Origin of the sequence: Vibrio breoganii (assembly GCF_001677275.1) — a bacterium.
Taxonomy (GTDB): domain Bacteria; phylum Pseudomonadota; class Gammaproteobacteria; order Enterobacterales; family Vibrionaceae; genus Vibrio; species Vibrio breoganii.
Genome location: NZ_CP016178.1, coordinates 810,784 through 833,321, shown reverse-complemented (window position 1 = coordinate 833,321; position 22,538 = coordinate 810,784). Strand labels below are relative to the sequence as shown.

Here is a 22,538-nt window from a genome sequence, read left to right as displayed (position 1 = left end):
GAAAGGAGGAAAGAAGGAGATTAAGCCTCTACCTTCCAAGTCATCATTTCGCCACCTTTGATTGGCACAACGATGTCATCACCAAACGGCATGCTTTCAGCTACAGGCCACTCAGTTTTAGTTAGGGTCACCGTATCGCTGTTGCGTGGCAAGTTGTAGAAATCTGGGCCATTGTGGCTAGCAAATGCTTCTAGGTGCTCAAGCTTACCTTCAGCTTCAAATACTTCAGCATAAAGCTCAACTGCTGCGTGCGCAGTGTAAGAGCCTGCACAGCCACACGCTGTTTCTTTACGGCCTTTAGCGTGAGGTGCTGAATCAGTACCGATAAAGAACTTCTTGTTGCCGCTTGTTGCTGCTTCAACCAGTGCTTTTTGGTGTGTATTGCGCTTTAGGATTGGCAGGCAATAAAAGTGTGGACGAATACCGCCAACTAACATGTGATTGCGGTTGTACATCAAGTGATGCGCCGTGATCGTAGCTGCTACATTGTCGTTTGCGTTCTTTACAAACTCTACTGCGTCCGCGGTGGTGATGTGCTCTAGAACAATCTTCAGGTTAGGGAAGTCATTAACGATAGGCGCTAGTACCGTATCTAGGAACTCTTTTTCACGGTCGAAGATATCAACATCATGAGCCGTTACCTCACCATGGATAAGAAGCAGGAGGCCTTGTTTCTCCATTTCTTCTAGGACCGGGTAAATCTTCTTCGCGTCGGTTACGCCAGAGTCTGAGTTTGTTGTTGCGCCTGCAGGGTACAGCTTACATGCAACCACTTGACCAGATGCTTTTGCTTCTTGGATGTCTTCTTTGCTGGTGTTGTCCGTTAGGTAAAGGGACATCAAAGGTTGGAAGGTATCGCTATGGTTGTGCTCGTTGATACGGGCTTGGTAAGCGATAGCTTGCTGTGTATTGGTGGTTGGTGGAATGGTATTTGGCATAACCAAGGCACGACCATTGTAGCGGCTAATATCGCGCACGGTATCTTTTAGTACATCGCCATCACGAAGGTGAACATGCCAGTCATCAGGACGTGTAATAGTTAAGTTGGTCATCGTTTTGCTCCCGCCAAAATATTCCTAAAGGTGTAAGAAGAAACCGTGGTTGTGGTAAGGTGGCTATGCCACGCAAACGGTTACTTGAATGCGGGCGCATAATAGCGAAAATGCAACCAGATTGCATTAACAAAGAGACAGTTAGGGGTATAAAGTGAAGGATAAAGCGCAATTATCGGCTATTAATATATTTCCGGTGAAATCGACATCGGGCATCGAGCAGTCTAGAGCGTGGGTTGGCTTAGAAGGGATCAGCTTCGACCGACGCTTTGTGGTTACCGATCTTGCTGGAAGAATGATGACAGCTCGCAAGTTCCCAAAGATGGTTACCATTAAAAGTACTCTACTAGCGGACGGTATTGTTTTAAGTGCCCCTGGCGTAAATAATCTCCACCTTGCCACTAACGATTTTGACCGTGATGAATTTGAGTGCAAGATTTGGAATGATCGCTTCTTCGCTTATACCACCACAGAAAAAGCCAATGCGTGGTTTACCAAGGTGATTGGTGCGGATGCTCAGCTGCTGTTTTGCGGTGAAGAGTCTAATCGTTTCCGAGAAAAACTAGGCACAAGAGTGAGCTTTGCTGATGCTTATCCGCTTTTGGTGATTTCTCAGGGTTCTTTGGATGAACTTAATCGCCGTGCCTCGCATCCACAAACCATGTCCCAGTTTAGAACCAACATTGTCGTCGATGGCGTAGAACCCTTTGCCGAAGATGGTTGGGAGCGAATTGCGATTGGTGAGGTTGAATTTCAAGTCGGCTCCACCTGTCAGCGATGCGTCCTGACCTCGGTCGACCCGATAACGGGCGATAAAATGGCAGATAAAGAGCCGACGGCTACCTTGTCTCGATTTCGTGCTGATGAAAAAGGTGCAATCTACTTTGGTATGAACCTCGTCGCTTTGAACGAGGGTATTATAGAGGTAGGGGATGAGATTCGTATATTAGAGACTCGCAGTGCGGTGCTCTATCCCGATGTTGATGCATGATTGGTACAATAAAGGCACCTTTCGGTGCCTTTGTCTTTAATTGCGTTTGCTATTAATCGTAGATGGTCGGGATTGGGTCTCGCTTGTGTTGAGTACGTTTATAGATATCAATCAGCGTTTGTTTTGCATCTTCTGCTAGAGGCTTGCCTTCCAAAAAGTTATCGATGTCATCGTAGCTTACGCTTAGCGCATCTTCGTCTGCTTTTTGTGGGTCTAGCTCTTCTAGGTCAGCGGTCGGTGTTTTAGCTACTAATAGTTCAGGTGCGCCCAGTGTGTTGGCTAATTGGCGAACTTGACGTTTGCTTAAACCAAACAAAGGTGCCAAGTCACACGCACCATCACCAAATTTAGTATAGAAACCAGTAATGTTTTCAGCAGAGTGGTCGGTGCCTAATACTAGGCCGCCAACATACCCGGCAATTTGGTATTGAGCGATCATGCGAGCGCGCGCTTTCACGTTACCTTTAACGAAATCGATCTTCTCAGCCGATTCTGGCATTAAACCGGTTCCTTGCAGTGCGACGCCAGTGGCTGCATGCAACCCATCAACACCATCAGCGATGTTGACCGATACTGAGTGTGTAGGCTTGATGAATGACAGTGCTAGCTGAGCTTCGTCTTCATCTCTTTGTGTGCCGTAAGGTAAACGAACGGCGATAAATTGATAGTTGTCATCAGTTTCTTGATTGAGCTGGTCTACCGCGAGTTGGGCTAGGCGACCACAGGTAGTGGAGTCTACGCCACCGCTGATGCCAAGAACCACAGACTTACATCCTGATTCCAGCAATTTACGTTTGATAAAGTCAACGCGTCGTTCAATCTCAAAGTCAACGTCGATGCTCGGTAGTACGCGCATCTCTTGGCGAATTTCTTGTTCCATGAGTTAAATGTCCTAAATATCGAAAGGCAACTTTTGGTATCATATTGCAAATTCAACTTTGTCTCAATTTCCAAACCCTTAGAGAAACGCGATCATGAAAAAAATAGCGGTATTTGGTAGTGCCTTTAATCCACCAAGCTTTGGTCATTTGAGTGTCATAGAACGCTTAGCCCATTTTGATCAAGTACTGCTGGTGCCAAGTATTGCCCATGCATGGGGCAAGCAAATGCTCGACTATTCAGTACGATGTTCCATGATTGAGGCATTCATTGGAGATATTCCCTGTAACAATGTCGCCCTGTCACGTATAGAAGAAGGGCTAGATAGAGAGCAGGGTGGAATCACCACTTTTCAGGTGTTAAGCGCGATACAGCAACAGGATCAGCAAGCAGAATTAACCTTTGTGATGGGGCCTGACAATCTGTTCAGTTTCGCGAAATTCTATAAAGCGGACGAAATAATGAAGCGTTGGAATGTACTAGCTTGTCCGGAAACAGTGGCTATTCGTAGTACAGAAATACGTGAAAAGCTTGCACAAGGTCAAGAAATCAAACACTTAACAAGTAAAAATGTTGTCAAAATATTGCAAAATCAGGAGTTATACCGCAATATTTAACGTTGCGATGACAGAAACTATTTTTTACAAGGATTAATAACGCAGTGACGCGTATACATACAACACTAGCACTAGTATGTGGCACTTTTATGGCAGGAACTTCTGAGGCCTGTGTGTCTGATCGCGATCCTACTCGTTCTATCGTCCTTGTCGACTCAACGCTTACCCTTTGCGAGAACTTAATCGAAACCGTTGACGAGCTGGTGGATGACTTGTTGGTTTCTACGAATATTAAAGAAGAACCGTCAACCTTAGGGTATTGGTCTGATTGGATGATGGACAATGTCGATGATCCTCTTCTAACTCAACAAGTAGATCAAAGCTTCTTCGGGTTAGGGGTATTTCGTCCACACGAAATGACCACCAACGATGACGAACTGTCTTATGAAGAGTGGATCAAAACTCATGGTGTTCAATTAAGCGTGGGTATTGGAGAGAAAGACCAACCACGTGTCAGGCTTGATTATCAATGGCATGAGCGTCATGAGGACGTCTTCCATGTTCAAGTGGAAGTACCATTCTAAGAACCATTGTTAAAGCGCCTTGTGAAGGCGCTTTTTAGTTTCGTTAGAGAGTGTCGCCCAGCACAGCCATTCGAGCCATTTTGTAGCCTTGCTCGTTACCTGCAAACAAAGCCTCAGCAATAGCAGCGTCTTTTTTACCGGATAGACGCAACTTCTCTGCTTCCTTTATTCTCATAACCATCTGGTATTCAGCGGAGAGATCTTTACCTGCACTGTCCCACTGGCTGAGCTTGTGGCTTAGTGCAGTGGTTTGTAGATTAGGGTGCATTTCTAGCAACTCGTACTGCAAGGCAGTCAACAGAATCTGCTGGTGCTCTGAAAGGCTAGATACCTCAGACAGTTTTTCTAGTAGTGATAACACCAGCGTGTTGGGTTTCACGTAGCCCGCTTGATGCGGAAAAGGTTTGCTTAAACGTTGTGACGCCTCGACCACCTTGCATCGACTATTAGGAAAGTAGCTCAAAGCAGACAAGCAGTTTGCAGGAAGCCAAAAGGTATCACCGGCTGCGATAGCGTATTCAATTTTACCCAATCTAACGCTGACTAAGCCCTCAACAACATGTATGAGCTGGTGCTTTAGGGTGGGTTTTCTTGAGGTAAGAGACAGGTATTCGAACTGTTTATCTTCAAATTGTATAGCGTAATGCATGTCGTTCAGCATCTGTTGAGCAGGGATTTCATAAGGTTAGCGCTTTCTGGTGCCCTAATAAAGTAATAAAACAGACAAGATGGTATGGTTATATGGTCTGACCTTACAAAATCATCAACGATCTAGCTGTAAATTGTCGCGTAAGTGCGTAAAATCGGCGTGATTTTTAGAGAATGAAGAAGAATATGTCTACCGAGAACGATATTTACCAAGAGATTCGCCCTTATAACGATGAAGAGATTGCTCCAGCAATCCAGCGACTAATTAATGACGAAGAATTTATCTCAGCAATACTGAACCAAAAGTTCAGCAACCATGCAAAATGGTTTCAGGCGCTTATGTCTCCTTTGGTGAAACTGTATCTAAAGAATCGTTGGGGAAAACTCAACTCTATCGACGCAGTGCAAGTTGAAGTAGAAAAATACCTTCAGAAAGCACTTGATAGCACGACTGATGACGTCTCCTTTGATGGGCTTGATAAGCTAGACCAAAATACTCCGTATCTGTTTATCTCTAATCACCGTGATATTGCGATGGATCCGGCGTTGGTGAACTATGGGTTACACCACACAAACCATCAGACAATGCGTATTGCGATTGGTGATAACCTGTTAAGTAAGCCGTGCTCTACAGAGTTAATGAAGATCAACAAGAGTTTCATTGTTAAGCGCTCAGCTAAAGGGCCGCGCGAAATGATGAAGACTCTAGGGCTTTTGTCTTCTTACATTAAACACTCATTAGAAACAGGAAACTCCATCTGGATCGCACAGAAAGAAGGGCGCGCTAAAGACGGCAACGATTTCACTGATCCGGCAATTATTAAGATGATTCAACTAGAGGGACGCAAGCGTAAGCTTTCCTTTTCTGAATACGTTAAATCCCTTAAGATTGTTCCTGTGGCTATCTCTTATGAGATTGACCCGTGTGATATTGCGAAAGCCAACGAGCTGCATCAAAAAGCAACCCTAGGTGAATATAAGAAATCAGAGTTTGAAGACATCGATAGTATTGTTAAAGGCATTACTGGGTACAAAGGGCGCATTAATGTGAGCTTTGGTGATGTGATCGATAGCGACATTGATAATGCTGATGCCTTGGCTGATGAAATAGATCGTCAAATTCATGACAACTACAAACTTTTCCCAATCAACTTGCTTGCCGCAGGTGTAGAAGACAGCAGCATAGACCAAGCAACGAGAGACAAGCTTGAAGCGAAACTGGCTCAACTGGAAGAGGGGGCTAAAGCTTACCTTATTGATGGTTATGCAAACCCGGTAAGAAACTTGTCTAAAGATAAGTCTGAGCAAGTCGCTTAAGCCGAGTTTGAAAAGGTGAACATAAAAAAAGGTCGAACTGAGTTCGACCTTTTTGCATTTTTGAACGCTCTTAGCGAGAAATAGAGCGGCTCTTAAGATCAAAGATCAGCTTTTCAGCACTGACTTCAAATTTAAGCTTAGCGTGAAGTTCAAATTGCTCTTTTTCTTCAATTTCAACTTCATGCTCAACAGCAGCGTTTACGTTCTTAGCAAGCTCAAGGTATTTAGTGAATTCAGCTTCTACCGCTTCTTTGCTTGCCGCAAACAAAGAGACTTCTGAAACTTCATCACCTTCGTTGATAATAAAACCCATCTCGCCTGCAACGCCACATGCTTCACATACTTCAGGCTCTTTAATTAGTTTTGACATAGTTTATCTCCTATAACAGTTTGCCTCAGTTTACATAGCTATGTGAGCTACATCTACAAAAATCCATTGAGGTGTAACTATTAATTACAGGAACTGAAACCGGTTACTGAGTTATGTCATTAGATTGTCAGAATAAGGTTCCGTATATTGAATCTACGTTATAACTATATGAGTATTAACTTATTCAAGATAAGTCAATTCACAAAGGTCGGTGTAATGCCAAAGCGCAGTAAAGAAGATACAGAAATCACCATTAACAAAATCATGGATGCAGTCGTTGAGCAATTGTTGACTATTGGCTATGACAAGATGTCATACACTACTTTAAGTCATGCGACTGGTGTATCTCGAACTGGCATTAGTCATCACTTTCCAAAGAAAACAGACTTTACAACGGCTCTAGATGGTCGAATCTATAAGTTATTCTTAGAGCACCTAGATTTAGAATCAGGCTTGCAGGGATTCTCACAAAGCTGGATGGATTCACTAGAAAAGCCGCAGTTCTTGGCAATTCTACGCTTGATGTTTCACCACATAGTTACCTCTGATTGTGCCCATGAGTTTGCAAGGAAAGGCATTGATAGACTATTCGTTATGCTGAGAGAGTTGTATGGCGAAGAGAGTGAGAAAGAGCTTGAATGGTTGTTTGGCCGCACCATTATACAACTCGCCAAATAAACACGATTCATTAAAACGCTGAGCTAACTGCTCAGCGTTTTTGATCTAGGACCTTCAACTTAAATGCTCCTTCCAACAAACGATGTCATTGGTAAACTTGGGGCTAACAAGTGCCTTGATATTTTGTATAATGCGTCCAAATTGAACATATCGAGACACCACCATGGCACGCACCGCGCACGCACTACACATCCTGGTTAAACACAAAGACCAAGCTGAAGACATCATCAAGCAGTTAAAGAAGGGCGCTAAGTTTCAAACCCTCGCGCGCAAATACTCTAATTGCCCTTCGGGTAAGAAAGGTGGTGACTTGGGTGAGTTTAAAAAAGGGCAGATGGTGCCTCAGTTTGATAAGATCTGTTTTACCGGTGAAACCTTAGTACCACATCTAGTTAAAACCAAATTTGGTTGGCATGTGGTGAAGGTGCTTTATAGAACCTAGCGTTAAACATTTCTCTTTAAACGGCAGGGCTTTTGCTCTGCCGTTTTTTTGTGTTTTAAATACGAATATTGTATTTGAAGCCTAATTTTTGATTAAAGGCCATGATTAATTATGCCGACTTATCGTTAAAGCATAATTAATTTGTTGTATGTATGTTACGGGTGTTTTTCTTGTTTGATGCAAAAAAGATGAGGGGTTATGTCTATATAACCTGTAGAATCATCTAAACTACCTTTAGTAGATTGTATTACAAGGACTTTTCATGAACTCTTCGCAAGATTTTTCCCGACAAGCTATCGATGCCTTTATTAAGATAATTATTATCGGCGTGCTTCTCTTTTGGTGTTTCCAAATATTAAAGCCTTTTGTTTTGCTGGTTATCTGGGGCGCAATTATCGCAACGGCTCTATTTCCTGTGGTTAAGGGAATTCAAAATAAAACGGGGTTATCTCAAGGCAAGGCCAGTTGGCTATTATCACTCACGGGAGTCATCTTGTTGGTCGTCCCCGCTTATCTGATTGGTGATAGTTTATTTAGTACCGCTGGGGATGTGTATCAACAGATCCAAGAGGGTACCCTAGAGCTTAAGCCACCATCGGAGAGTATAAAGTCATGGCCTGTGGTTGGTGAGAAGCTTTACGCGACCTTACTCGGCTTTTCATCAAACCTAACCAACGCAATGCTTCAGTATTCTGAACAGATTAAAAGTGTATTAGGTAGCGTAGCTTCTGCGATTGGTAGTGTTGGCGGCAGTGTATTACAGTTTGTGATTTCACTATTAATTGCTGGTATCTTCATGACCAATGCACAGGCTTGTGAAAAATCCTTTCAACAAATTTCAGTTCGTTTAGCAGGCGAATATGGCGCCCAATTTACCAAGCTTTCGGTTGCGACCGTGCGTAGCGTTGTTCAAGGCGTGATAGGGGTTGCGGTTATTCAGTCTGTTATGGCGGGTATCGGACTTTACTTTGCAGAGATACCTTTTGCAGGTCTATGGATGCTAGCAGTGCTTATTGTTGCCATTATCCAGGTGCCACCAATTCTGGCATTGATTCCTGCATTGATCTTCGCTTGGACTACCGATTCTACCTTAGTAGCAGGCGTGTTCACCGTTTGGTGTGTGCTGGTCAGTGCCAGTGATGCGGTGCTTAAACCTATGCTAATGGGGCGTGGTACAGATATCCCTATGCTGGTTATCCTACTGGGTGCTATCGGTGGTATGGCTATGTCTGGTATCGTCGGCTTGTTTGTGGGTTCAGTGGTGCTTGCGGTAACTCATAGACTGTTTGTGGCTTGGTTAGCTCAATCTGAGGTCGATGTAGAGCAGTTGGAAGTAGAACCTGTGGAAGAAGAGAGTAAGTAATGGCAAAGATGTCCGAGCGCGATAACTTTTTACATCTGTTTGTCGCTTTGATTGTACTGTTATTCGGTTGTGCAATTCTCGAACAACTTTTTGATACAGGGCAGGGGGTCGTGTTACTCGGTCTGCTGTTTTGTATGTCGGCATCGACTCTCGGTATTGAAAAGAAGAATACAGGAGTTCGGGGCTGGTTAGGTTTTTTGATTGTCCTCGTGTTGCTGTCTTCGGTGGCCTCTATTTTAGAAGCAGCGAATCTTGCTATTGTTTCGCTGGTTGCTTTGATTTTGTTTATTGGACAGTATTTAAGGCATGCAACGAAATTGGTATTAACGGCACCGAAAATAGATAAAAATCAGATAGTGGGTTCAATCTGTATCTATTTGATGATGGGGCTGTGGTTTGCGTTCGTACAACTGTTGCTGTTAGAGGTCCTGAAGGGGGGCTTTAATGGAATCGAACACGGACCATGGTTAGACAATCTTTCTAGAATGATCTATTTCAGCTTTATTACAATGACCTCTGTGGGCTACGGCGTGATAGCGCCAACCGAGCCTCTCACTCGCTTTGTTGCGTATTTTGAGGCGATTGCGGGGGTGTTCTACCTCGCAATCTTAGTATCAAGCTTAGTGAGTGCGGGTTTAACTGAAGTGAACGAAAAGAAATAGCGACCAATAGCTGTAAAACATAAGGGCCTGCGAATGTTTTTGCGAACGCAGGCCCTTTTAATTCATGCAGAGTTAGGACTTAACCTGCAACTCTGTAATGGTGATTTCAGTGTTCACATCGCCCAGTGTGGCAAACATACTGTCTCCAGAGATCATTAGGCTTAAATCGTTGGTGCGCTCAAGTCCTGAAACGAGCTCTTCAATAGGAGCGAAGTCAAACTGTGTAATGCTCGCATCATACTCGCGAAGCACAGACTGGTTTTTGTTAAACCAAACATCTGATTTGTTTTCATTGAACGTATAGAAGTGAGTCTGCTTTGACTTGCGCGCTGCTTTCTTAACTCTGTCCGTTGACGGCTCGCCAACTTCTATCCAAGTGACAATATCGCCAATATCAGAAAGCTCCCAAATATCAGGCTCTTCTTGCTCAGACAACCCCTTAGTAAAGGTTAGGTTTGGGGTGTTATTTAGACAAAACGCAAAGATGCGGACCAGCATGCGTACTTCATTTTCAGAAGGGTGCTTGGCTACAGTAAGGTTAATGTCATCAAATTGATTGCGATTAGTGTCGGCAAGGTTTACGCGAAATTTATAAATAGTGGGTTTGAGCGCCAAAGTGGGAGTTCCAGAAAATAGGATTTAGGCGTTTGATTATATAGGGTTGAGAGGAGAAAAGTAAGCCAGTGAAGCACTGGCTTACTTGGCGCAATTAAACAGCGCGAATTTGTTCTGCTTGCGGGCCTTTTTGACCTGTAGTAACAACAAATTCTACTTTTTGGCCTTCAGCAAGAGTGCGGAAACCGTCGCCTTGGATAGCAGAGAAGTGAGCGAATACGTCTGGACCGTTTTCTTGTTGAATAAACCCGAAACCTTTAGTTTCGTTGAACCATTTTACGGTACCAGTAACTGTGTTTGACATTGTCAATTTTCCTTTGCGATATAACTAAACTCGGTCAGATACGACCATACTAAGTGCTTGAAAACAGATTGCATTGACCGATGGTGAATACAACGGCGACTAGTCTCCAACTGTACTGCACAACTTCAAAAACAAAACTTTCTCTTGCCTGATTCAGTGTATCGACGGAAGTCTATAAGTCAATGATATCACTGGCATAGTCAGGGATACATTGTTCAAAATTGTTAGGTGTATTCAAGTTTTTCATCCTGAAACTTAAACTTGCACGACATGTCATGACACCGTCATCATTTCGATTGTTGAGTTCGCACTATGAGTGTGTAAAATGAGGCGAAATTAAAAGAGGATTTGATTATGCAAGCAACCGTATCTTGGGTAGATGATTTTAAGTTTATCGGTGAATCTCAATCTGGCCATTCAGTGGTTTTAGATGGCAGCGGTGGCAAGACAGCGCCAAGCCCAATGGAAATGGTATTGATCGCAGCGGGCGGTTGTAGCTCTGTAGACGTGGTAGACGGCCTAAAAAGTGCAGAGCAAAAAGTAACGGGCTGCGTAGCGAAACTGAGCAGCACTCGTCGTGACCAAGCGCCTAAGTTTTTCACCAGCATCAACATTCACTTTGAAGTGTCGGGTGTTGACCTTGATCCTGAGGTTGTCGCTAAAGTAGCGAAAGACTCTTTAGAAAAATACTGCTCGGTTTGCCTAATGCTAGATAAGGGCGTGGAAATGACGCACTCTTGGGAAATTGTTTAAGCAGATAAAATAGAAAATGCCCCGCTAATGAACGTTAGCGGGGCATTTTTATAACTGACGTTAGAGAAATTAGTTTGAGGCTTTTCTCATTTCATCGTCACTCTGCTTTTGATTCTCGGGACGTTCATCTTCATGATTCATGTAGTAGTACTCCCAGATCTCATGCTTCTCATCATCCGAGATCTCACAGTAAGTGACTCGTTTACCTTCCTCTGAGGCACGCACGATTTCATGGTCTTGCTGTACACAGTACATAGATGCTTTACTTGTAATTGGATCCCAGTCCTCTACTGTGTACTCGTCTGGTTCGCTTGCACAACCTGCTAGCAACACAGCGCCACTCATTGCAGATAAAAGAAGGATTTTCTTCATTATTGGCTCCAAAGAACTATTTGTTTTGACTTATCTTTTTCAGTGTACGAGATATCTTAATTAATTCAATAGTTAACCTCTGGTTACATGTTAAAATATCGGGAAATTCAATTTAGCCGTTATTCTCATGCGCCATTTAAAAACTAACATCCATCCTGATTTAAGCGAACTCGATCAAAAGACCATCATACAGCGCCGTGCAACGCGAGCCATCGCATTGATGGGCGATCAAATACTGTTGCTATACACCGAACGCTATCACGACTATTCACTGCCAGGTGGCGGTATTGATGAGGGTGAAGATGTGATTGCGGGTTTAGTACGAGAGTTAGAAGAAGAAACCGGCGCGCAAAACATTCGAAATATCAAACCGTTTGGGGTGTTTGAAGAGTTTCGCCCTTGGTATAAGGACGATGCGGATGTGATGCACATGCATTCCTACTGCTATACCTGCCATGTGGACTCAGAACTCGGTACACCTAACTTTGAAGACTATGAGATCAAAAATGGTATGCAGGCAAAGTGGGTCAATATCCATGACGCTATCGCTCATAACGAACATACGATAGCCAATAGTGCGAAGAAGGGTTTAAGCATTGAACGTGAAACCTTCTTGCTGCACCTCATTGCAAAAGAGCTAGTCTGATTTTTGGTCCTTGATGAGCTCTTTTAGCTCATCAATCTTCGTGTGAAGGGCTTTAATCTCTGCTTTTACTGCCGTACGCTCTGTATTATCAGCTTGCTCCGTCTCGGTCATAAACCAGTTGGCCACTAAACCGGTAAAGGTACCAAAAAGACCCACACCGGCGGTCATCAAAATAGCCGCCACCAATCTGCCTTGTGTCGTCACAGGGTAGAAATCACCATAGCCTACGGTAGTAATGGTGACAAAAGACCACCAAAGTGCGTCTCCTGCTGAGTGAATGTTGGAGTCTGGTAGCCCTTTTTCAAACTGCAGAATCCCAATAGCGCCAAAGATCACCACTAGTACCGAGACGCTTGCGACGATGGAAAAGGTGCCAGAGCGCCGATTTCGAAAAAGATAGTACAAGATGAGCTTGGTAGAGCGAACCGCTTTTAGAATGCGTAAGAACCGCACCAAATGGACAAAGCGTCCATAACGTAGGGCATCGATTAACGGGATACTCGATAGCAGGTCAATCCAACCCCATTTCATGTACTGCAGTTTATTGGGCGCACGGTAGAAGCGTTGAAAAAAGTCCACCAAGAAAACCATGCACACCATGGTATCTATCATTGCCAATAACTCAGAGGTATCTGAATCTAGAGTGAAGGCATTCTCCACAAATAGGGCAATGAGTACATATACCGAAAGGATCAAGGTGACGAACTGCAGCGGCCCTAATTCGTGCTTAGCGTCGTGTCTTTCTGAACTTGGCATATTGAGTTAGCTGATCGTCACTGCTGTGCCGCTCGCACTTACCATCAACATGCCGTTGTCTTTGCCTAGTACTTCGTAGTCAATATCAATGCCAATAACCGCATTTGCGCCGATTTCACGTGCTTTATCTTCCAACTCTTGCATCGCAATAGTGCGGGCGCGCTCCAACTCTTTTTCATAGGTCCCTGAACGACCACCGACCATGTCACGAATACCGGCAAACATGTCCTTGAACAAGTTAGCACCTAAGATGGCTTCACCAGCAATTACGCCGTGGTAGCTGAGAACACGTTTGCCCTCAACGGATTGTGTCGTGGTCATTAGCATGTTTTATTCCTTATAGGAGTTAATTCTCTCAAATGTACATAAATAGCGAATGAATTTAAGAAATCATAAGCATATCAGCGTTTTATTGTTCTACTCTTTAACAGAAATATATATTAAATAGTGCGCTAATCATAGGCTATGCAAGTTTGCACGTTAACGGATGAAGATTTTGTTTTTCAAGGAGTGAAGAGTGTCTGATGAAAATAAGACTCTAGTGATATTCGGCGAAGCTCTAGCTGTGACTCCTCCAATGGGCTGGGATGTCGAGTATGAAACCAATGAAGACCAATTATTGTCAAGGCGGGGGATTATCTGCCTTATCAATGTCCCTTCATTGGAGCAAGACTCTCTACTTAAAAAAATACACGGGTCGGAGTTTGGATGGAGCTGGCGTTTGTATGCAGTACAAGCTAGTACATTAAGCCCTTACTTGAGCGATGGAGTGTATGAATCTGACCAGATCCGAGGTGTTCCAGAGAAGCTTAGCTACTTAAGTGAGCAGCCTAGCGATACATTACTGGCATATTTGTGGCTAGATGAGAGGCGTGCACTTAAACCAATCAGGGATGCTGGCACTACAGCAATCTATCGTTATCCCTTGATAGATGCTTACTATCAATTAGAACGCACCCCATTTCGATATATTCTCAAGCAGGTAGAGCAAGAGTTACTAGAAAAGGGAGAGTGTATTGATAGGGTTCGCTATTGCCAGAAGTGTCATTCTGGCCACTTGAATTATGTCGATGCGTGCCCTTCGTGTAGCTCTGTCGATACTGTTTCAAATGATGCGCTTCACTGTTTTACTTGTGGTAATGTAGATGACGCGAAAAACTTTGCTAAGCACAACGCACTCCAGTGTCCTAACTGCAGTACTTTATTAAAACATATAGGCGTTGATTACGATCGTCCACTAGAGCTAATGCAGTGTAATAGTTGCCAGAATGAGTTTGCGGAAGCTCGAGTGATAGCGCGCTGTTTAAGTTGTGGTCATAAAAACAATGTAGAGTCTCTTATAACGCAAACTTACTTCAATTATTTGAGTGGTGATAGAGCACACCTTTTTCTACTTAACCAGGCCTCATCAAAAGTCTCCTTCCGTTTATCAGGGACAGTTGACCCCGTTCTTTTTGAATCGGTTGTGTCTTGGAAGAACCAGCTATCCATTCGTCACAGTCACACTGATCTTCTCATAGGTTTGAAGATTATTAATATCGAAGAATTTATCCAAAAATTTGGAGAGGTGGCTTATGTTGAGTTTTTGGCTCAATTATCCGAACAGTTAGAGTCACTATTCAGAACCACGGACCTGAGCTGTCAATATAGTGAAGAAGTATTGTTTGTATTCCTACCTATCTGCGATACAAACTCCATAGAAATCCTTCGCGAACGGTTGTCAGAGTTTGCTACCAAGATCGAATCAAATGAAATAGGGCTTCGGGTAAGGCATTGGTATCTGCCTGACCAAGAGTTCGATGACTCAAACACTTGGTTTAAAGCCAAAGCGAGTGAGTTGGATGCTTGATTCTGTAGTCTATGTTTTAAGGAGTATGTGGGGGAGCATCTGGACTCATACAGAGGTGCTCATTACTTACTTCCCTCTTATTATCATGGTTGAGTTACCTCTGATATTAATGATGCTTGTTGGAGTGTTTAAATGGTATTGGAGAAACCAACATAGTGATCTAGATCGAGCGCCAAGTTTAAGCATTGTTATCACTTGTTATGGTGAAGGTGATGCAATCAAAAAAACCATCGATACGTTGGTGGAACAAATTTACCCAGGAAACATAGAAATCCTAGCCGTAGTTGATGGAGCGGTGCAAAATCAACATACCTATGCTTCCGCAGTGGAATCACAGCAACAACATCAGCACAGAAAAGACCGTTTAGTGAGAGTCGTGCCTAAATGGCAGCGCGGAGGCAGGGTGTCTACGCTGAACACAGGCTTATACAAAGCTAAGAATGAAATTGTTATCAACGTCGATGGCGATACCTCATTTGATAACGACATGGCTTTTAATATCGCAAAGCAGTTTAATAACGCAAATGTTGTCGCTAGCGGAGGCGCTCTCAGGGTTCGCAATTGGCAAGATAACGTATTAACCCGTATGCAAGCATTGGAATACATGATGTCTATGCAGGCGGGAAAAACGGGAACTCGAGAGTTTGGGCTTTTAAACAATATTTCTGGAGCCTTTGGAGCATTTCGTAAAACTGTATTGAAGCGAGTTGGAGGCTGGGATACTCATACAGCTGAAGACCTAGATCTTACTTTTAGATTCAAACAGTACCATGCTCGTTATCCCAATATTCGATTGGCGTTCACCCCACACGCAATAGGCCATACAGATGCACCTAGTACCATAAGAGATTTTACGTTGCAGCGGCTTCGTTGGGATGGTGATTTGTTGTTTTTGTATTTCAGAAAACATATGAAAGGCATGACACCTAAGCTACTTACTTGGCCAGTATTTCTTTACACGCTAGTGTATGGAGTGCTGCAAAATGTGCTGATACCTGTGCTGGTCGTGATGTACAGCATGTATGTATTAATTGTGTACCCATTTGTCTTCACCATATCCGCTTTCATACTGATTTACCTTGTTTACCTAGCCATAGTGTTTATTAAATTCTCTATTTATTGGGTATTGATTTCAGAGAGAAAATCTCTAGATATCAAGCTGATAGGCTGGCTACTTGCTTATCCATCCTATGCATTGTTTGCTCGGTCGATCACCGCCTTTTCCATATTTAATGAGTTAATAAGGCGCTCTCATGAAGAATCGAGTATGGCACCTTGGTGGGTGCTGAAAAGGGGGAAAAGATTTTGAAAATTGAATTCATGCTCGATAAGAAAAAGAATCCAGCCACAGAAAAAGGGCTCAAGGTTCTTTATGGTGGTACCAAACGCACAGGCTACCGAATTAGGTGGTTTGTGTTGGTGGCTATTGTTTTATTTCCTGCACTTTTCGGCTTAGGGTGGATTGTTAAGCAACAAGTGTTTGTTGTGGCGCCTGCTATCGTCAGCTACAACTCTGTGGATCTCAACGTTAAGACGTCTGGACTTATCAAAATGGTTAACTTCAAAACAGGGGACACAGTATCTGCAGGAAGTGTTTTATTCGAATTGAATGACCCTGTATTGGATTCCGAAATCCAATTTCTAGAAAGTGAGATCCAAGTACTGAGACGAATTCTAAAGCAGGAAGACGATTCAACACTAAGGCTTTATCGTGGAGCCGTTACTCAGTCACGTAATACTCTAAAAGACATGGAAGCCATTAAGAGAAAGTTTGATACGTATTTTAGTAAGGGCCAGGTGAGCACATCCGACTACTCAGCGGTACTGAGTAATTACGCTGCGGCTGAAAGTAAACTAACCAATACCACCATAGAATTGCGTTTGGCTGAATTGAACTTGGCTAAGGAAAAATACTCAGGCGATGTAGCAAATGTCATTAGAAATCTGGAGAAAGAACTAAATCTAAAGATAAAGCTTAGAGAGTCTCTTCAAGTGAAAGCACCATTTGATTCCACAATACTCGATGTTGCTGGGAAAGTAGGGATGCAGGTAGGTGAGCTTGATACGGTTATGACCATCGCAGGGAAAGACACAACCCCACATGTCATTGCATATTTAGATCCAAAATATGTATCCAGCGCCAAGATGGGCCAAACGGTTGAGGTTAAGCTTCCTAATGGAGAAAACCACAAGGCTGAGGTTAGCACGTCCGTTCAACTAGCAACAAAGTTACCCGAACAATTAGCTAAGCCTTTTGAAGGCAAGAAAGCACTTATGCGAGTATCCGTTGAGTTTTCAGGTACGTTACCAGATCGCTATAAATTGGTAGAGGGCATGCCTGTGGAAGTTTACTTTTAGACTTAATAGGTAAATTGATTAAAGCGGAATTTCATCTGTTGCTTGGTAATGTCATGGGACAGATAAAATCACAGGTTGAGGCCCCATAAAAAGGGTAATAGAAAAGAGTAAAGCAGGGTATCTTTAACTGAGAACTAACCATTAAAGATATCCTTGCCTACTTTTACAGGGTCATATCAACCTAGAACCTAGAACCTAGAACCTAGAACCTAGAACCTTAAGCCGTTTACAATTTTAGCGTCGCCCCGCGACTCGCAATCACATCTTTATACCAATAGAAGCTTTTCTTTTTAGTGCGAACCAGAGTTCCTTCACCTTTGTTGTCTCTGTCTACATGAATATAGCCATAGCGCTTAGTCATCTCTGCCGTTGAGTTGGCCACCAAATCGATAGGTCCCCAAGAGGTAAAGCCCATCAGATCAACGCCATCTAATATTGCTTCATGCGCTTGCACTAAATGATCGTTCAGATACGAGATTCGGTAGTCATCGTTGATTTCGCCTTCTGGCGTCACAGTATCGATAGCGCCTAAGCCATTTTCCACAATAAACAGCGGTTTTTGATATCTGTCATGCAGCATATTTAGCAGAATACGTAACCCCTTAGGGTCGATGAGCCAGCCCCATTCACTCTTTTTAAGGTGAGGGTTTGGCACGCTATCGACGATGTTACCGACCTCTTTTTGCATAGGGTCTGCTGAGGCGCAACCACTGGCGTAATAGCTAAAGGAAATGAAGTCGACGCTAGCAGAGGCAATGATATCGAGATCGTCCGCCTGCATCTTTATCTCAATGCTGTTTTCTCTGAAGTAGCGAAGCATGTAGCCCGGGTATTTACCGCGAGTCTGTACGTCGCCAAAGAACAGCCACTGATTATTTTCCTGCATTGCAGCAATCACATCATCTGGATTACAAGTAAACGGGTAATTAATCGCCCCTAAAAGCATGTTACCTATCTGAGCGTCAGGAATGATTTCATGACACAGGTTCACGGCTTTTGCGTTCGCAACCAATTGATGGTGTATGGCTTGAAAAATCTCTTGTTTAGAGGCTTGTTCTTGAAGACCGACGCCAGTAAATGGCGCATGCAGTGACATGTTGATCTCATTGAAGGTCAGCCATAGCTTTACTTTAGATCCAAAGCGTTCGAATACAGTGCGAGCGTATCTTTCAAAGAAGGTAATGACACGTCGATCGCCCCAACCGTTATACTTTTCCACCAAGTGGTAGGGCATTTCATAGTGTGACAGCGTCACGAAAGGTGTCATGTTACGTTTGGCTAACTCGTCAAAAATACGATCGTAGTAGGCGAGGCCAGATTCGTTGGGCTCTGCTTCGTCACCGTTTGGATAGATACGCGTCCAAGCAATGGATAAGCGCAAACAGGTAAAGCCCATTTCTTTAAATAGGGCAATGTCTTCTGGATAGCGATTGTAAAAGTCAATTGCCAAGTCTTTGATGCCAGGCTCTCGCTCATCTCTTGTTTGGTGAGGGCTAAGGATGCCATTGGGCAGCATGTCTGATGTCGATAGGCCTTTGCCATCTTCTAGGAACGACCCTTCAACTTGGTTAGCAGCGATTGCGCCGCCCCACAGAAAGTGCTCGGGAAACTGAATCATGGTGTGCTCCAATGAGTATGGTTATTGTAATTTTAGTTGTAGATTATGAATCGTAGTCGAATATAGTCTCTTTCCGCTCAATTCATATCAAAAGATTTTTATCCTTTGATCGCGTTAAAACTTAACGGGCAAGGGTTATTGTGTGCCACTGGACTTCTTGGAAAGTGCCTGACTAATAAAGTCGATAAACAAGCGAAGGCGCTCTGGCATATATTTGGTTTGCGCGTATTGCATGAGCACATTGCCATGATAGTTACTGGTGAGTGTCCAATCCTCGAGCACTTGGACTACTTCTCCTGTTGCTACGGCATTCGCGACAACAAAATCATGAAATAGCCCAATACCTAGGTGGCTTTTTACGCCTTCAAATCTTAGATTTGCTTGGTTCACGGCATAGCGACCCGATACGGTAACTGACTGAGATTTATCGTCTTTATGAAAGGTCCATACGTTGTCGTGTTCAGTTTCCGCCAGATACAAACAGTTATGCTCTAACAAGTCATTGGGCTGCTGTGGTGTGCCATGCTTCATTAAGTAGGGCTTAGAAGCGCACAAGATCAAATGAGTCTCACCCAGCTCTTTAAGCACTAAGTGTTCATCCGGTTGCTCTGACAGCCTAAAGGCAACATCAATACCTTGTTTTTGAATATCGACCGCACCGTCAATAGCGCGCGCCTTTATCTGAATATCTGGATACTTCTTTAAAAAGTCGATGATTAAGGGCTGCAAGACAACACTGAGAAAGGCCTCTGGCGCAGAGACTAAGAGGCTTCCCTGAGCTTGGGAGTGGCTATTTGTGGACAGTTCTACGGCTTGCTCGGCAGCGCTTAGCATTTGTATTGCTTGTTCATAGACCTTTTGACCCTCTTCTGTAATGCGAAGAGTGCGAGTGGTACGTTCAATAAGCTTCACCGCCAATGCGCTTTCGAGACGAGTGATTGTCTTGGACACTGCAGAGGGGGTCATCGCTAAGCTATTGGCTGCGTTGGTAAAGTTACCTTGTTGAACCACTAAGGTATAGGTAGCAAGGTCGGGCAAAAGGGCAACAAGTTGAGTGGTTTTCATTATATGTGCCTGTAATTCACAAATGATTTTCCGTAGAAGGCATTATACTCCCAACATCTTTGAACTAGAATCTCTTTACACTGTAAATCAGGAAAAGATTTTGCTCCGAGCAAGCTAGATATCTTGCTTGGCATTCCCCCTTACTGAAAGGATCAAAGAATCATGTCTTCTGCGTTTTATAACCAAATTCAACAACAAATCGACGAAGTAAAAACTGAAGGCTTGTACAAGTCAGAGCGCGTTATCACTTCTCAACAAAAAGCGTCTGTGTCTATTTCTACGGGTGAAGATGTACTTAACTTCTGTGCAAACAACTACTTAGGTTTGGCTAACCACCCTGAGCTTATCAAAGCAGCTCAGCAAGGTATGGATAAATACGGTTTTGGTATGGCGTCTGTGCGCTTTATTTGCGGTACTCAAGACATCCACAAACAACTTGAAGACAAGCTATCTGCATTCCTTGGAATGGAAGATACCATTCTTTACACCTCTTGCTTTGATGCAAACACAGGTCTGTTTGAAACCATTCTAGGTAAAGAAGATGCCATCATCTCTGATGCACTGAACCACGCGTCGATTATTGATGGGGTTCGTTTGTGTAAGGCAATGCGCTTCCGCTACGCAAACAACAACATGCAAGAGCTAGAGCAGCAACTTATCGCTGCAAAAGAAGCGGGTGCTCGTAATACTCTGATTGTTACCGACGGCGTGTTCTCTATGGACGGCGTTGTAGCAAACTTGCCTGCTATCTGTGACCTTGCCGATAAGTACGAAGCGTTAGTCATGGTGGATGACTCTCACGCGGTAGGCTTCATGGGTGAAACTGGCGCAGGTACGCACGATTACCACAATGTGATGGACCGTATCGATATCATCACAGGTACTCTAGGTAAGGCTATGGGCGGCGCATCAGGCGGCTACACTTCTGGTAAGAAAGAAGTAATTGACTGGCTTCGTCAGCGTTCTCGTCCGTACCTATTCTCTAACTCTGTAGCGCCAGCGATTGTTTCGGCTTCTCTACGTGTTTTGGATCTTCTTCAAGAAAGTGGCGATCTTCGTACTCACCTTTGGGACAACGCTGCACACTTCCGTGCTCGTATGGAAGGTGCTGGCTTCACTATGGGTGGCGCTGACCACGCGATCATTCCAATTATGTTGGGTGATGCAAAGGTTGCCGCTGAATTTGCTGAGCGTTCGCTAGAAAAAGGCATTTACGTTGTTGGCTTCTCTTTCCCAGTAGTACCGAAAGGCCAAGCTCGTATTCGTACGCAAATGTCTGCGGCGCATACTCGTGAACAACTAGACCGTGCTATTGATGCATTCATCGAAGTAGGTCGCGACATGGGATTGATCAAATAATGAAGATTAAAGCACTTTCTAAACTTAAGCCTGAAGAAGGCATCTGGATGAATGAAGTCGATATGCCTGAAATGGGTCATAACGACATCCTAATCAAGATCAAAAAGACCGCTATCTGTGGTACTGACGTCCATATCTACAACTGGGACGAATGGTCACAAAACACCATCCCTGTTCCTATGGTTGTGGGCCATGAATACGTGGGTGAGGTGGTTGCTATTGGACAAGAAGTCCGTGGATTTGAGGTCGGTGACCGCGTTTCTGGCGAAGGTCACATTACTTGTGGTCACTGCCGTAACTGCCGCGGTGGTCGTACGCACCTATGTCGTAACACTATTGGTGTGGGTGTTAACCGTACGGGTTCATTCTCTGAGTACCTAGTGATCCCTGCGTTTAACGCATTTAAGATCCCAGAAGGCATCTCTGATGACCTAGCGTCAATCTTTGACCCGTTCGGCAATGCGGTTCACACTGCATTGTCGTTTGATCTTGTGGGCGAAGACGTACTGATCACAGGTGCCGGCCCAATCGGCATCATGGCTGCAGCGGTTGCAAAACACGTAGGTGCACGCCACGTTGTTATCACAGACGTAAACGAATATCGTCTAGACCTTGCTCGTCAAATGGGCGTAACTCGCGCAGTTAACGTAGCTAACGAAGACCTGAAAGATGTTATGGCAGAGCTAGGCATGACTGAAGGCTTTGATGTAGGCCTTGAGATGTCAGGTGTTAAGTCGGCGTTCAACACTATGCTAGCAACCATGAACCACGGCGGTCGCCTTGCGCTACTCGGTATTCCACCATCTGACATGGGTATCGACTGGAACCAAGTGATCTTTAAAGGTCTGGTTATCAAGGGTATCTACGGCCGTGAGATGTTCGAAACTTGGTACAAGATGGCAAGCTTGATTCAATCAGGCTTAGATCTATCGCCAATCATCACTCACCACTACAAGGTTGACGACTTCCAAGAAGGCTTCGACGTTATGCGCAGCGGTCAGTCTGGGAAGGTTATTCTTGACTGGGAATAGCGTGTTTTAGCCCTCTAGCTTAAGCTATTCCAGAGTGTCAGTCTTTTAAAGCCCTAAGGTTCCTTAGGGCTTTATTCGTTTATCCGTACAACACTTATTACCTCGTATTTAAAGCCTATCTATATTTGATCTCGATCGAAACTGCCAGGTAAACACTGTAAAGATAACGTCATTGAAGAGTCACAATCGCTAGTTAGAATCCGTCTTTTCCTAAGTTACCTAGAGTAATGGATCCCACTAGTAAAATAGACAAACTGTCTATTTAGGAA

The 22,538-nt window shown here is 43.9% G+C and carries 26 protein-coding genes; 15 read left to right on the top strand and 11 right to left on the bottom strand.

What is annotated here, in order from left to right:
• Positions 1-20: 20 nt before the first annotated feature.
• Positions 21-1,052, bottom strand: a complete 1,032-nt coding sequence (gene pyrC / locus A6E01_RS16760; protein ID WP_065210769.1) for a dihydroorotase — start codon at positions 1,050-1,052, stop codon at positions 21-23.
• 154 nt (positions 1,053-1,206) lie between these two features.
• On the opposite strand from pyrC, the gene A6E01_RS16755 reads away from it, so the two are divergent.
• Positions 1,207-2,043, top strand: a complete 837-nt coding sequence (locus A6E01_RS16755; protein WP_017029591.1) for an MOSC domain-containing protein — start codon at positions 1,207-1,209, stop codon at positions 2,041-2,043.
• A gap of 52 nt (positions 2,044-2,095) precedes the next feature.
• On the opposite strand, the gene nadE is transcribed toward A6E01_RS16755, so the two are convergent.
• Positions 2,096-2,923: an ammonia-dependent NAD(+) synthetase gene (gene nadE / locus A6E01_RS16750; protein WP_065210768.1), complete on the bottom strand. Its 828-nt coding sequence runs from the start codon at positions 2,921-2,923 to the stop codon at positions 2,096-2,098.
• A 94-nt stretch (positions 2,924-3,017) separates the two neighbouring features.
• Between nadE and A6E01_RS16745 the strand changes: the two genes are divergently transcribed.
• Positions 3,018-3,539: a nicotinate-nicotinamide nucleotide adenylyltransferase gene (locus A6E01_RS16745; RefSeq protein WP_065210767.1), complete on the top strand. Its 522-nt coding sequence runs from the start codon at positions 3,018-3,020 to the stop codon at positions 3,537-3,539.
• 44 nt (positions 3,540-3,583) lie between these two features.
• Positions 3,584-4,063, top strand: a complete 480-nt coding sequence (locus tag A6E01_RS16740) for a hypothetical protein (protein ID WP_237334526.1) — start codon at positions 3,584-3,586, stop codon at positions 4,061-4,063.
• A 43-nt stretch (positions 4,064-4,106) separates the two neighbouring features.
• Here A6E01_RS16740 and A6E01_RS16735 read toward each other — a convergent pair whose 3' ends face one another.
• Positions 4,107-4,712 carry a hypothetical protein gene (locus A6E01_RS16735; RefSeq protein WP_237334525.1) on the bottom strand — a complete coding sequence of 202 codons (606 nt, stop codon included), beginning with the start codon at positions 4,710-4,712 and terminating at the stop codon, positions 4,107-4,109.
• Between the two features lie 185 nt (positions 4,713-4,897).
• On the opposite strand from A6E01_RS16735, the gene A6E01_RS16730 reads away from it, so the two are divergent.
• Entirely contained in the window at positions 4,898-6,028 is a 1,131-nt protein-coding gene (locus tag A6E01_RS16730) for a 1-acyl-sn-glycerol-3-phosphate acyltransferase (RefSeq protein ID WP_065210764.1), read from the top strand.
• Between the two features lie 70 nt (positions 6,029-6,098).
• Here the strand turns inward: A6E01_RS16730 and A6E01_RS16725 are convergent, their stop codons facing one another.
• Positions 6,099-6,398: a DUF406 family protein gene (locus tag A6E01_RS16725; RefSeq protein ID WP_017029585.1), complete on the bottom strand. Its 300-nt coding sequence runs from the start codon at positions 6,396-6,398 to the stop codon at positions 6,099-6,101.
• Positions 6,399-6,614: 216 nt separating this feature from the next.
• Here A6E01_RS16725 and A6E01_RS16720 point away from each other — a divergent pair, with 216 nt between their 5' ends.
• The 4 genes from A6E01_RS16720 (at position 6,615) to A6E01_RS16705 (ending at position 9,543) form a co-directional block, all read left to right on the top strand.
• Positions 6,615-7,076, top strand: coding sequence for a TetR family transcriptional regulator (locus tag A6E01_RS16720; protein ID WP_065210763.1), 462 nt, complete (start codon positions 6,615-6,617; stop codon positions 7,074-7,076).
• Positions 7,077-7,239: 163 nt separating this feature from the next.
• Entirely contained in the window at positions 7,240-7,518 is a 279-nt protein-coding gene (locus tag A6E01_RS16715) for a peptidylprolyl isomerase (protein ID WP_065210762.1), read from the top strand.
• Between the two features lie 262 nt (positions 7,519-7,780).
• Positions 7,781-8,881 carry an AI-2E family transporter gene (locus A6E01_RS16710; protein WP_065210761.1) on the top strand — a complete coding sequence of 367 codons (1,101 nt, stop codon included), beginning with the start codon at positions 7,781-7,783 and terminating at the stop codon, positions 8,879-8,881.
• The gene (locus A6E01_RS16705; protein WP_065210760.1) at positions 8,881-9,543 is read left to right on the top strand and encodes a potassium channel family protein; all 663 of its coding nucleotides are present in this window, start codon (positions 8,881-8,883) and stop codon (positions 9,541-9,543) included. Before A6E01_RS16710 ends, A6E01_RS16705 begins: the two co-directional genes overlap by 1 nt.
• A 72-nt stretch (positions 9,544-9,615) precedes the next feature.
• On the opposite strand, the gene A6E01_RS16700 is transcribed toward A6E01_RS16705, so the two are convergent.
• Positions 9,616-10,158: a YaeQ family protein gene (locus tag A6E01_RS16700; RefSeq protein ID WP_065210759.1), complete on the bottom strand. Its 543-nt coding sequence runs from the start codon at positions 10,156-10,158 to the stop codon at positions 9,616-9,618.
• A gap of 94 nt (positions 10,159-10,252) precedes the next feature.
• Complete coding sequence (locus tag A6E01_RS16695; RefSeq protein ID WP_017029576.1) at positions 10,253-10,462, bottom strand: cold-shock protein; 210 nt, start codon at positions 10,460-10,462, stop codon at positions 10,253-10,255.
• A 354-nt stretch (positions 10,463-10,816) separates the two neighbouring features.
• Here A6E01_RS16695 and A6E01_RS16690 point away from each other — a divergent pair, with 354 nt between their 5' ends.
• Positions 10,817-11,215 carry an OsmC family protein gene (locus A6E01_RS16690; RefSeq protein ID WP_017029575.1) on the top strand — a complete coding sequence of 133 codons (399 nt, stop codon included), beginning with the start codon at positions 10,817-10,819 and terminating at the stop codon, positions 11,213-11,215.
• A 69-nt stretch (positions 11,216-11,284) separates the two neighbouring features.
• Here A6E01_RS16690 and A6E01_RS16685 read toward each other — a convergent pair whose 3' ends face one another.
• Positions 11,285-11,587 carry a putative hemolysin gene (locus A6E01_RS16685; RefSeq protein WP_017029574.1) on the bottom strand — a complete coding sequence of 101 codons (303 nt, stop codon included), beginning with the start codon at positions 11,585-11,587 and terminating at the stop codon, positions 11,285-11,287.
• Between the two features lie 127 nt (positions 11,588-11,714).
• On the opposite strand from A6E01_RS16685, the gene A6E01_RS16680 reads away from it, so the two are divergent.
• Positions 11,715-12,233, top strand: a complete 519-nt coding sequence (locus A6E01_RS16680; RefSeq protein WP_017029573.1) for an NUDIX hydrolase — start codon at positions 11,715-11,717, stop codon at positions 12,231-12,233.
• Here A6E01_RS16680 and A6E01_RS16675 read toward each other — a convergent pair.
• The gene (locus A6E01_RS16675) at positions 12,225-12,989 is read right to left on the bottom strand and encodes an ion transporter (protein ID WP_065210758.1); all 765 of its coding nucleotides are present in this window, start codon (positions 12,987-12,989) and stop codon (positions 12,225-12,227) included. The genes A6E01_RS16680 and A6E01_RS16675 overlap by 9 nt on opposite strands.
• Before the next feature lie 6 nt (positions 12,990-12,995).
• Positions 12,996-13,316 (bottom strand): heavy metal-binding domain-containing protein, encoded by a 321-nt coding sequence (locus tag A6E01_RS16670; RefSeq protein ID WP_017032344.1) that lies wholly within the window; start codon positions 13,314-13,316, stop codon positions 12,996-12,998.
• A 190-nt stretch (positions 13,317-13,506) separates the two neighbouring features.
• Between A6E01_RS16670 and A6E01_RS16665 the strand changes: the two genes are divergently transcribed.
• The 3 genes from A6E01_RS16665 to A6E01_RS16655 are packed head-to-tail and all read left to right on the top strand — an operon-like array spanning position 13,507 to position 17,196.
• Complete coding sequence (locus tag A6E01_RS16665; RefSeq protein ID WP_065210757.1) at positions 13,507-14,838, top strand: TackOD1 domain-containing metal-binding protein; 1,332 nt, start codon at positions 13,507-13,509, stop codon at positions 14,836-14,838.
• Positions 14,831-16,147, top strand: a complete 1,317-nt coding sequence (locus A6E01_RS16660; RefSeq protein WP_026026235.1) for a glycosyltransferase family 2 protein — start codon at positions 14,831-14,833, stop codon at positions 16,145-16,147. Before A6E01_RS16665 ends, A6E01_RS16660 begins: the two co-directional genes overlap by 8 nt.
• Entirely contained in the window at positions 16,144-17,196 is a 1,053-nt protein-coding gene (locus A6E01_RS16655; RefSeq protein WP_237334524.1) for an HlyD family secretion protein, read from the top strand. Before A6E01_RS16660 ends, A6E01_RS16655 begins: the two co-directional genes overlap by 4 nt.
• Before the next feature lie 226 nt (positions 17,197-17,422).
• Here A6E01_RS16655 and A6E01_RS16650 read toward each other — a convergent pair whose 3' ends face one another.
• Both A6E01_RS16650 and A6E01_RS16645 read right to left on the bottom strand, forming a co-directional pair.
• On the bottom strand, positions 17,423-18,814 hold the full coding sequence (locus tag A6E01_RS16650; RefSeq protein WP_065210755.1) for a glycoside hydrolase family 1 protein: 1,392 nt from the start codon (positions 18,812-18,814) through the stop codon (positions 17,423-17,425).
• 135 nt (positions 18,815-18,949) lie between these two features.
• Entirely contained in the window at positions 18,950-19,879 is a 930-nt protein-coding gene (locus A6E01_RS16645; protein ID WP_017029566.1) for a LysR family transcriptional regulator, read from the bottom strand.
• 162 nt (positions 19,880-20,041) lie between these two features.
• On the opposite strand from A6E01_RS16645, the gene A6E01_RS16640 reads away from it, so the two are divergent.
• Together A6E01_RS16640 and tdh are read left to right on the top strand one after the other, a co-directional pair.
• Positions 20,042-21,238, top strand: coding sequence for a glycine C-acetyltransferase (locus A6E01_RS16640; protein WP_065210754.1), 1,197 nt, complete (start codon positions 20,042-20,044; stop codon positions 21,236-21,238).
• Positions 21,238-22,269: an L-threonine 3-dehydrogenase gene (gene tdh / locus A6E01_RS16635; RefSeq protein ID WP_065210753.1), complete on the top strand. Its 1,032-nt coding sequence runs from the start codon at positions 21,238-21,240 to the stop codon at positions 22,267-22,269. The genes A6E01_RS16640 and tdh overlap by 1 nt, the downstream gene beginning before the upstream one ends.
• Positions 22,270-22,538 lie beyond the last annotated feature (269 nt).

Bases quoted from the DNA above. Each gene is read 5' to 3' on its own strand.
- pyrC (WP_065210769.1), bottom strand. From the start codon at position 1,052: ATGACCAACTTAACTATTACACGTCCTGATGACTGGCATGTTCACCTT.
- nadE (WP_065210768.1), bottom strand. From the start codon at position 2,923: ATGGAACAAGAAATTCGCCAAGAGATGCGCGTACTACCGAGCATCGAC.
- A6E01_RS16745 (WP_065210767.1), top strand. From the start codon at position 3,018: ATGAAAAAAATAGCGGTATTTGGTAGTGCCTTTAATCCACCAAGCTTT.
- A6E01_RS16735 (WP_237334525.1), bottom strand. From the start codon at position 4,712: ATGCATTACGCTATACAATTTGAAGATAAACAGTTCGAATACCTGTCT.
- A6E01_RS16730 (WP_065210764.1), top strand. From the start codon at position 4,898: ATGTCTACCGAGAACGATATTTACCAAGAGATTCGCCCTTATAACGAT.
- A6E01_RS16725 (WP_017029585.1), bottom strand. From the start codon at position 6,398: ATGTCAAAACTAATTAAAGAGCCTGAAGTATGTGAAGCATGTGGCGTT.
- A6E01_RS16720 (WP_065210763.1), top strand. From the start codon at position 6,615: ATGCCAAAGCGCAGTAAAGAAGATACAGAAATCACCATTAACAAAATC.
- A6E01_RS16715 (WP_065210762.1), top strand. From the start codon at position 7,240: ATGGCACGCACCGCGCACGCACTACACATCCTGGTTAAACACAAAGAC.
- A6E01_RS16710 (WP_065210761.1), top strand. From the start codon at position 7,781: ATGAACTCTTCGCAAGATTTTTCCCGACAAGCTATCGATGCCTTTATT.
- A6E01_RS16705 (WP_065210760.1), top strand. From the start codon at position 8,881: ATGGCAAAGATGTCCGAGCGCGATAACTTTTTACATCTGTTTGTCGCT.
- A6E01_RS16695 (WP_017029576.1), bottom strand. From the start codon at position 10,462: ATGTCAAACACAGTTACTGGTACCGTAAAATGGTTCAACGAAACTAAA.
- A6E01_RS16690 (WP_017029575.1), top strand. From the start codon at position 10,817: ATGCAAGCAACCGTATCTTGGGTAGATGATTTTAAGTTTATCGGTGAA.
- A6E01_RS16685 (WP_017029574.1), bottom strand. From the start codon at position 11,587: ATGAAGAAAATCCTTCTTTTATCTGCAATGAGTGGCGCTGTGTTGCTA.
- A6E01_RS16680 (WP_017029573.1), top strand. From the start codon at position 11,715: ATGCGCCATTTAAAAACTAACATCCATCCTGATTTAAGCGAACTCGAT.
- A6E01_RS16675 (WP_065210758.1), bottom strand. From the start codon at position 12,989: ATGCCAAGTTCAGAAAGACACGACGCTAAGCACGAATTAGGGCCGCTG.
- A6E01_RS16670 (WP_017032344.1), bottom strand. From the start codon at position 13,316: ATGCTAATGACCACGACACAATCCGTTGAGGGCAAACGTGTTCTCAGC.
- A6E01_RS16660 (WP_026026235.1), top strand. From the start codon at position 14,831: ATGCTTGATTCTGTAGTCTATGTTTTAAGGAGTATGTGGGGGAGCATC.
- A6E01_RS16650 (WP_065210755.1), bottom strand. From the start codon at position 18,814: ATGATTCAGTTTCCCGAGCACTTTCTGTGGGGCGGCGCAATCGCTGCT.
- A6E01_RS16645 (WP_017029566.1), bottom strand. From the start codon at position 19,879: ATGAAAACCACTCAACTTGTTGCCCTTTTGCCCGACCTTGCTACCTAT.
- A6E01_RS16640 (WP_065210754.1), top strand. From the start codon at position 20,042: ATGTCTTCTGCGTTTTATAACCAAATTCAACAACAAATCGACGAAGTA.
- tdh (WP_065210753.1), top strand. From the start codon at position 21,238: ATGAAGATTAAAGCACTTTCTAAACTTAAGCCTGAAGAAGGCATCTGG.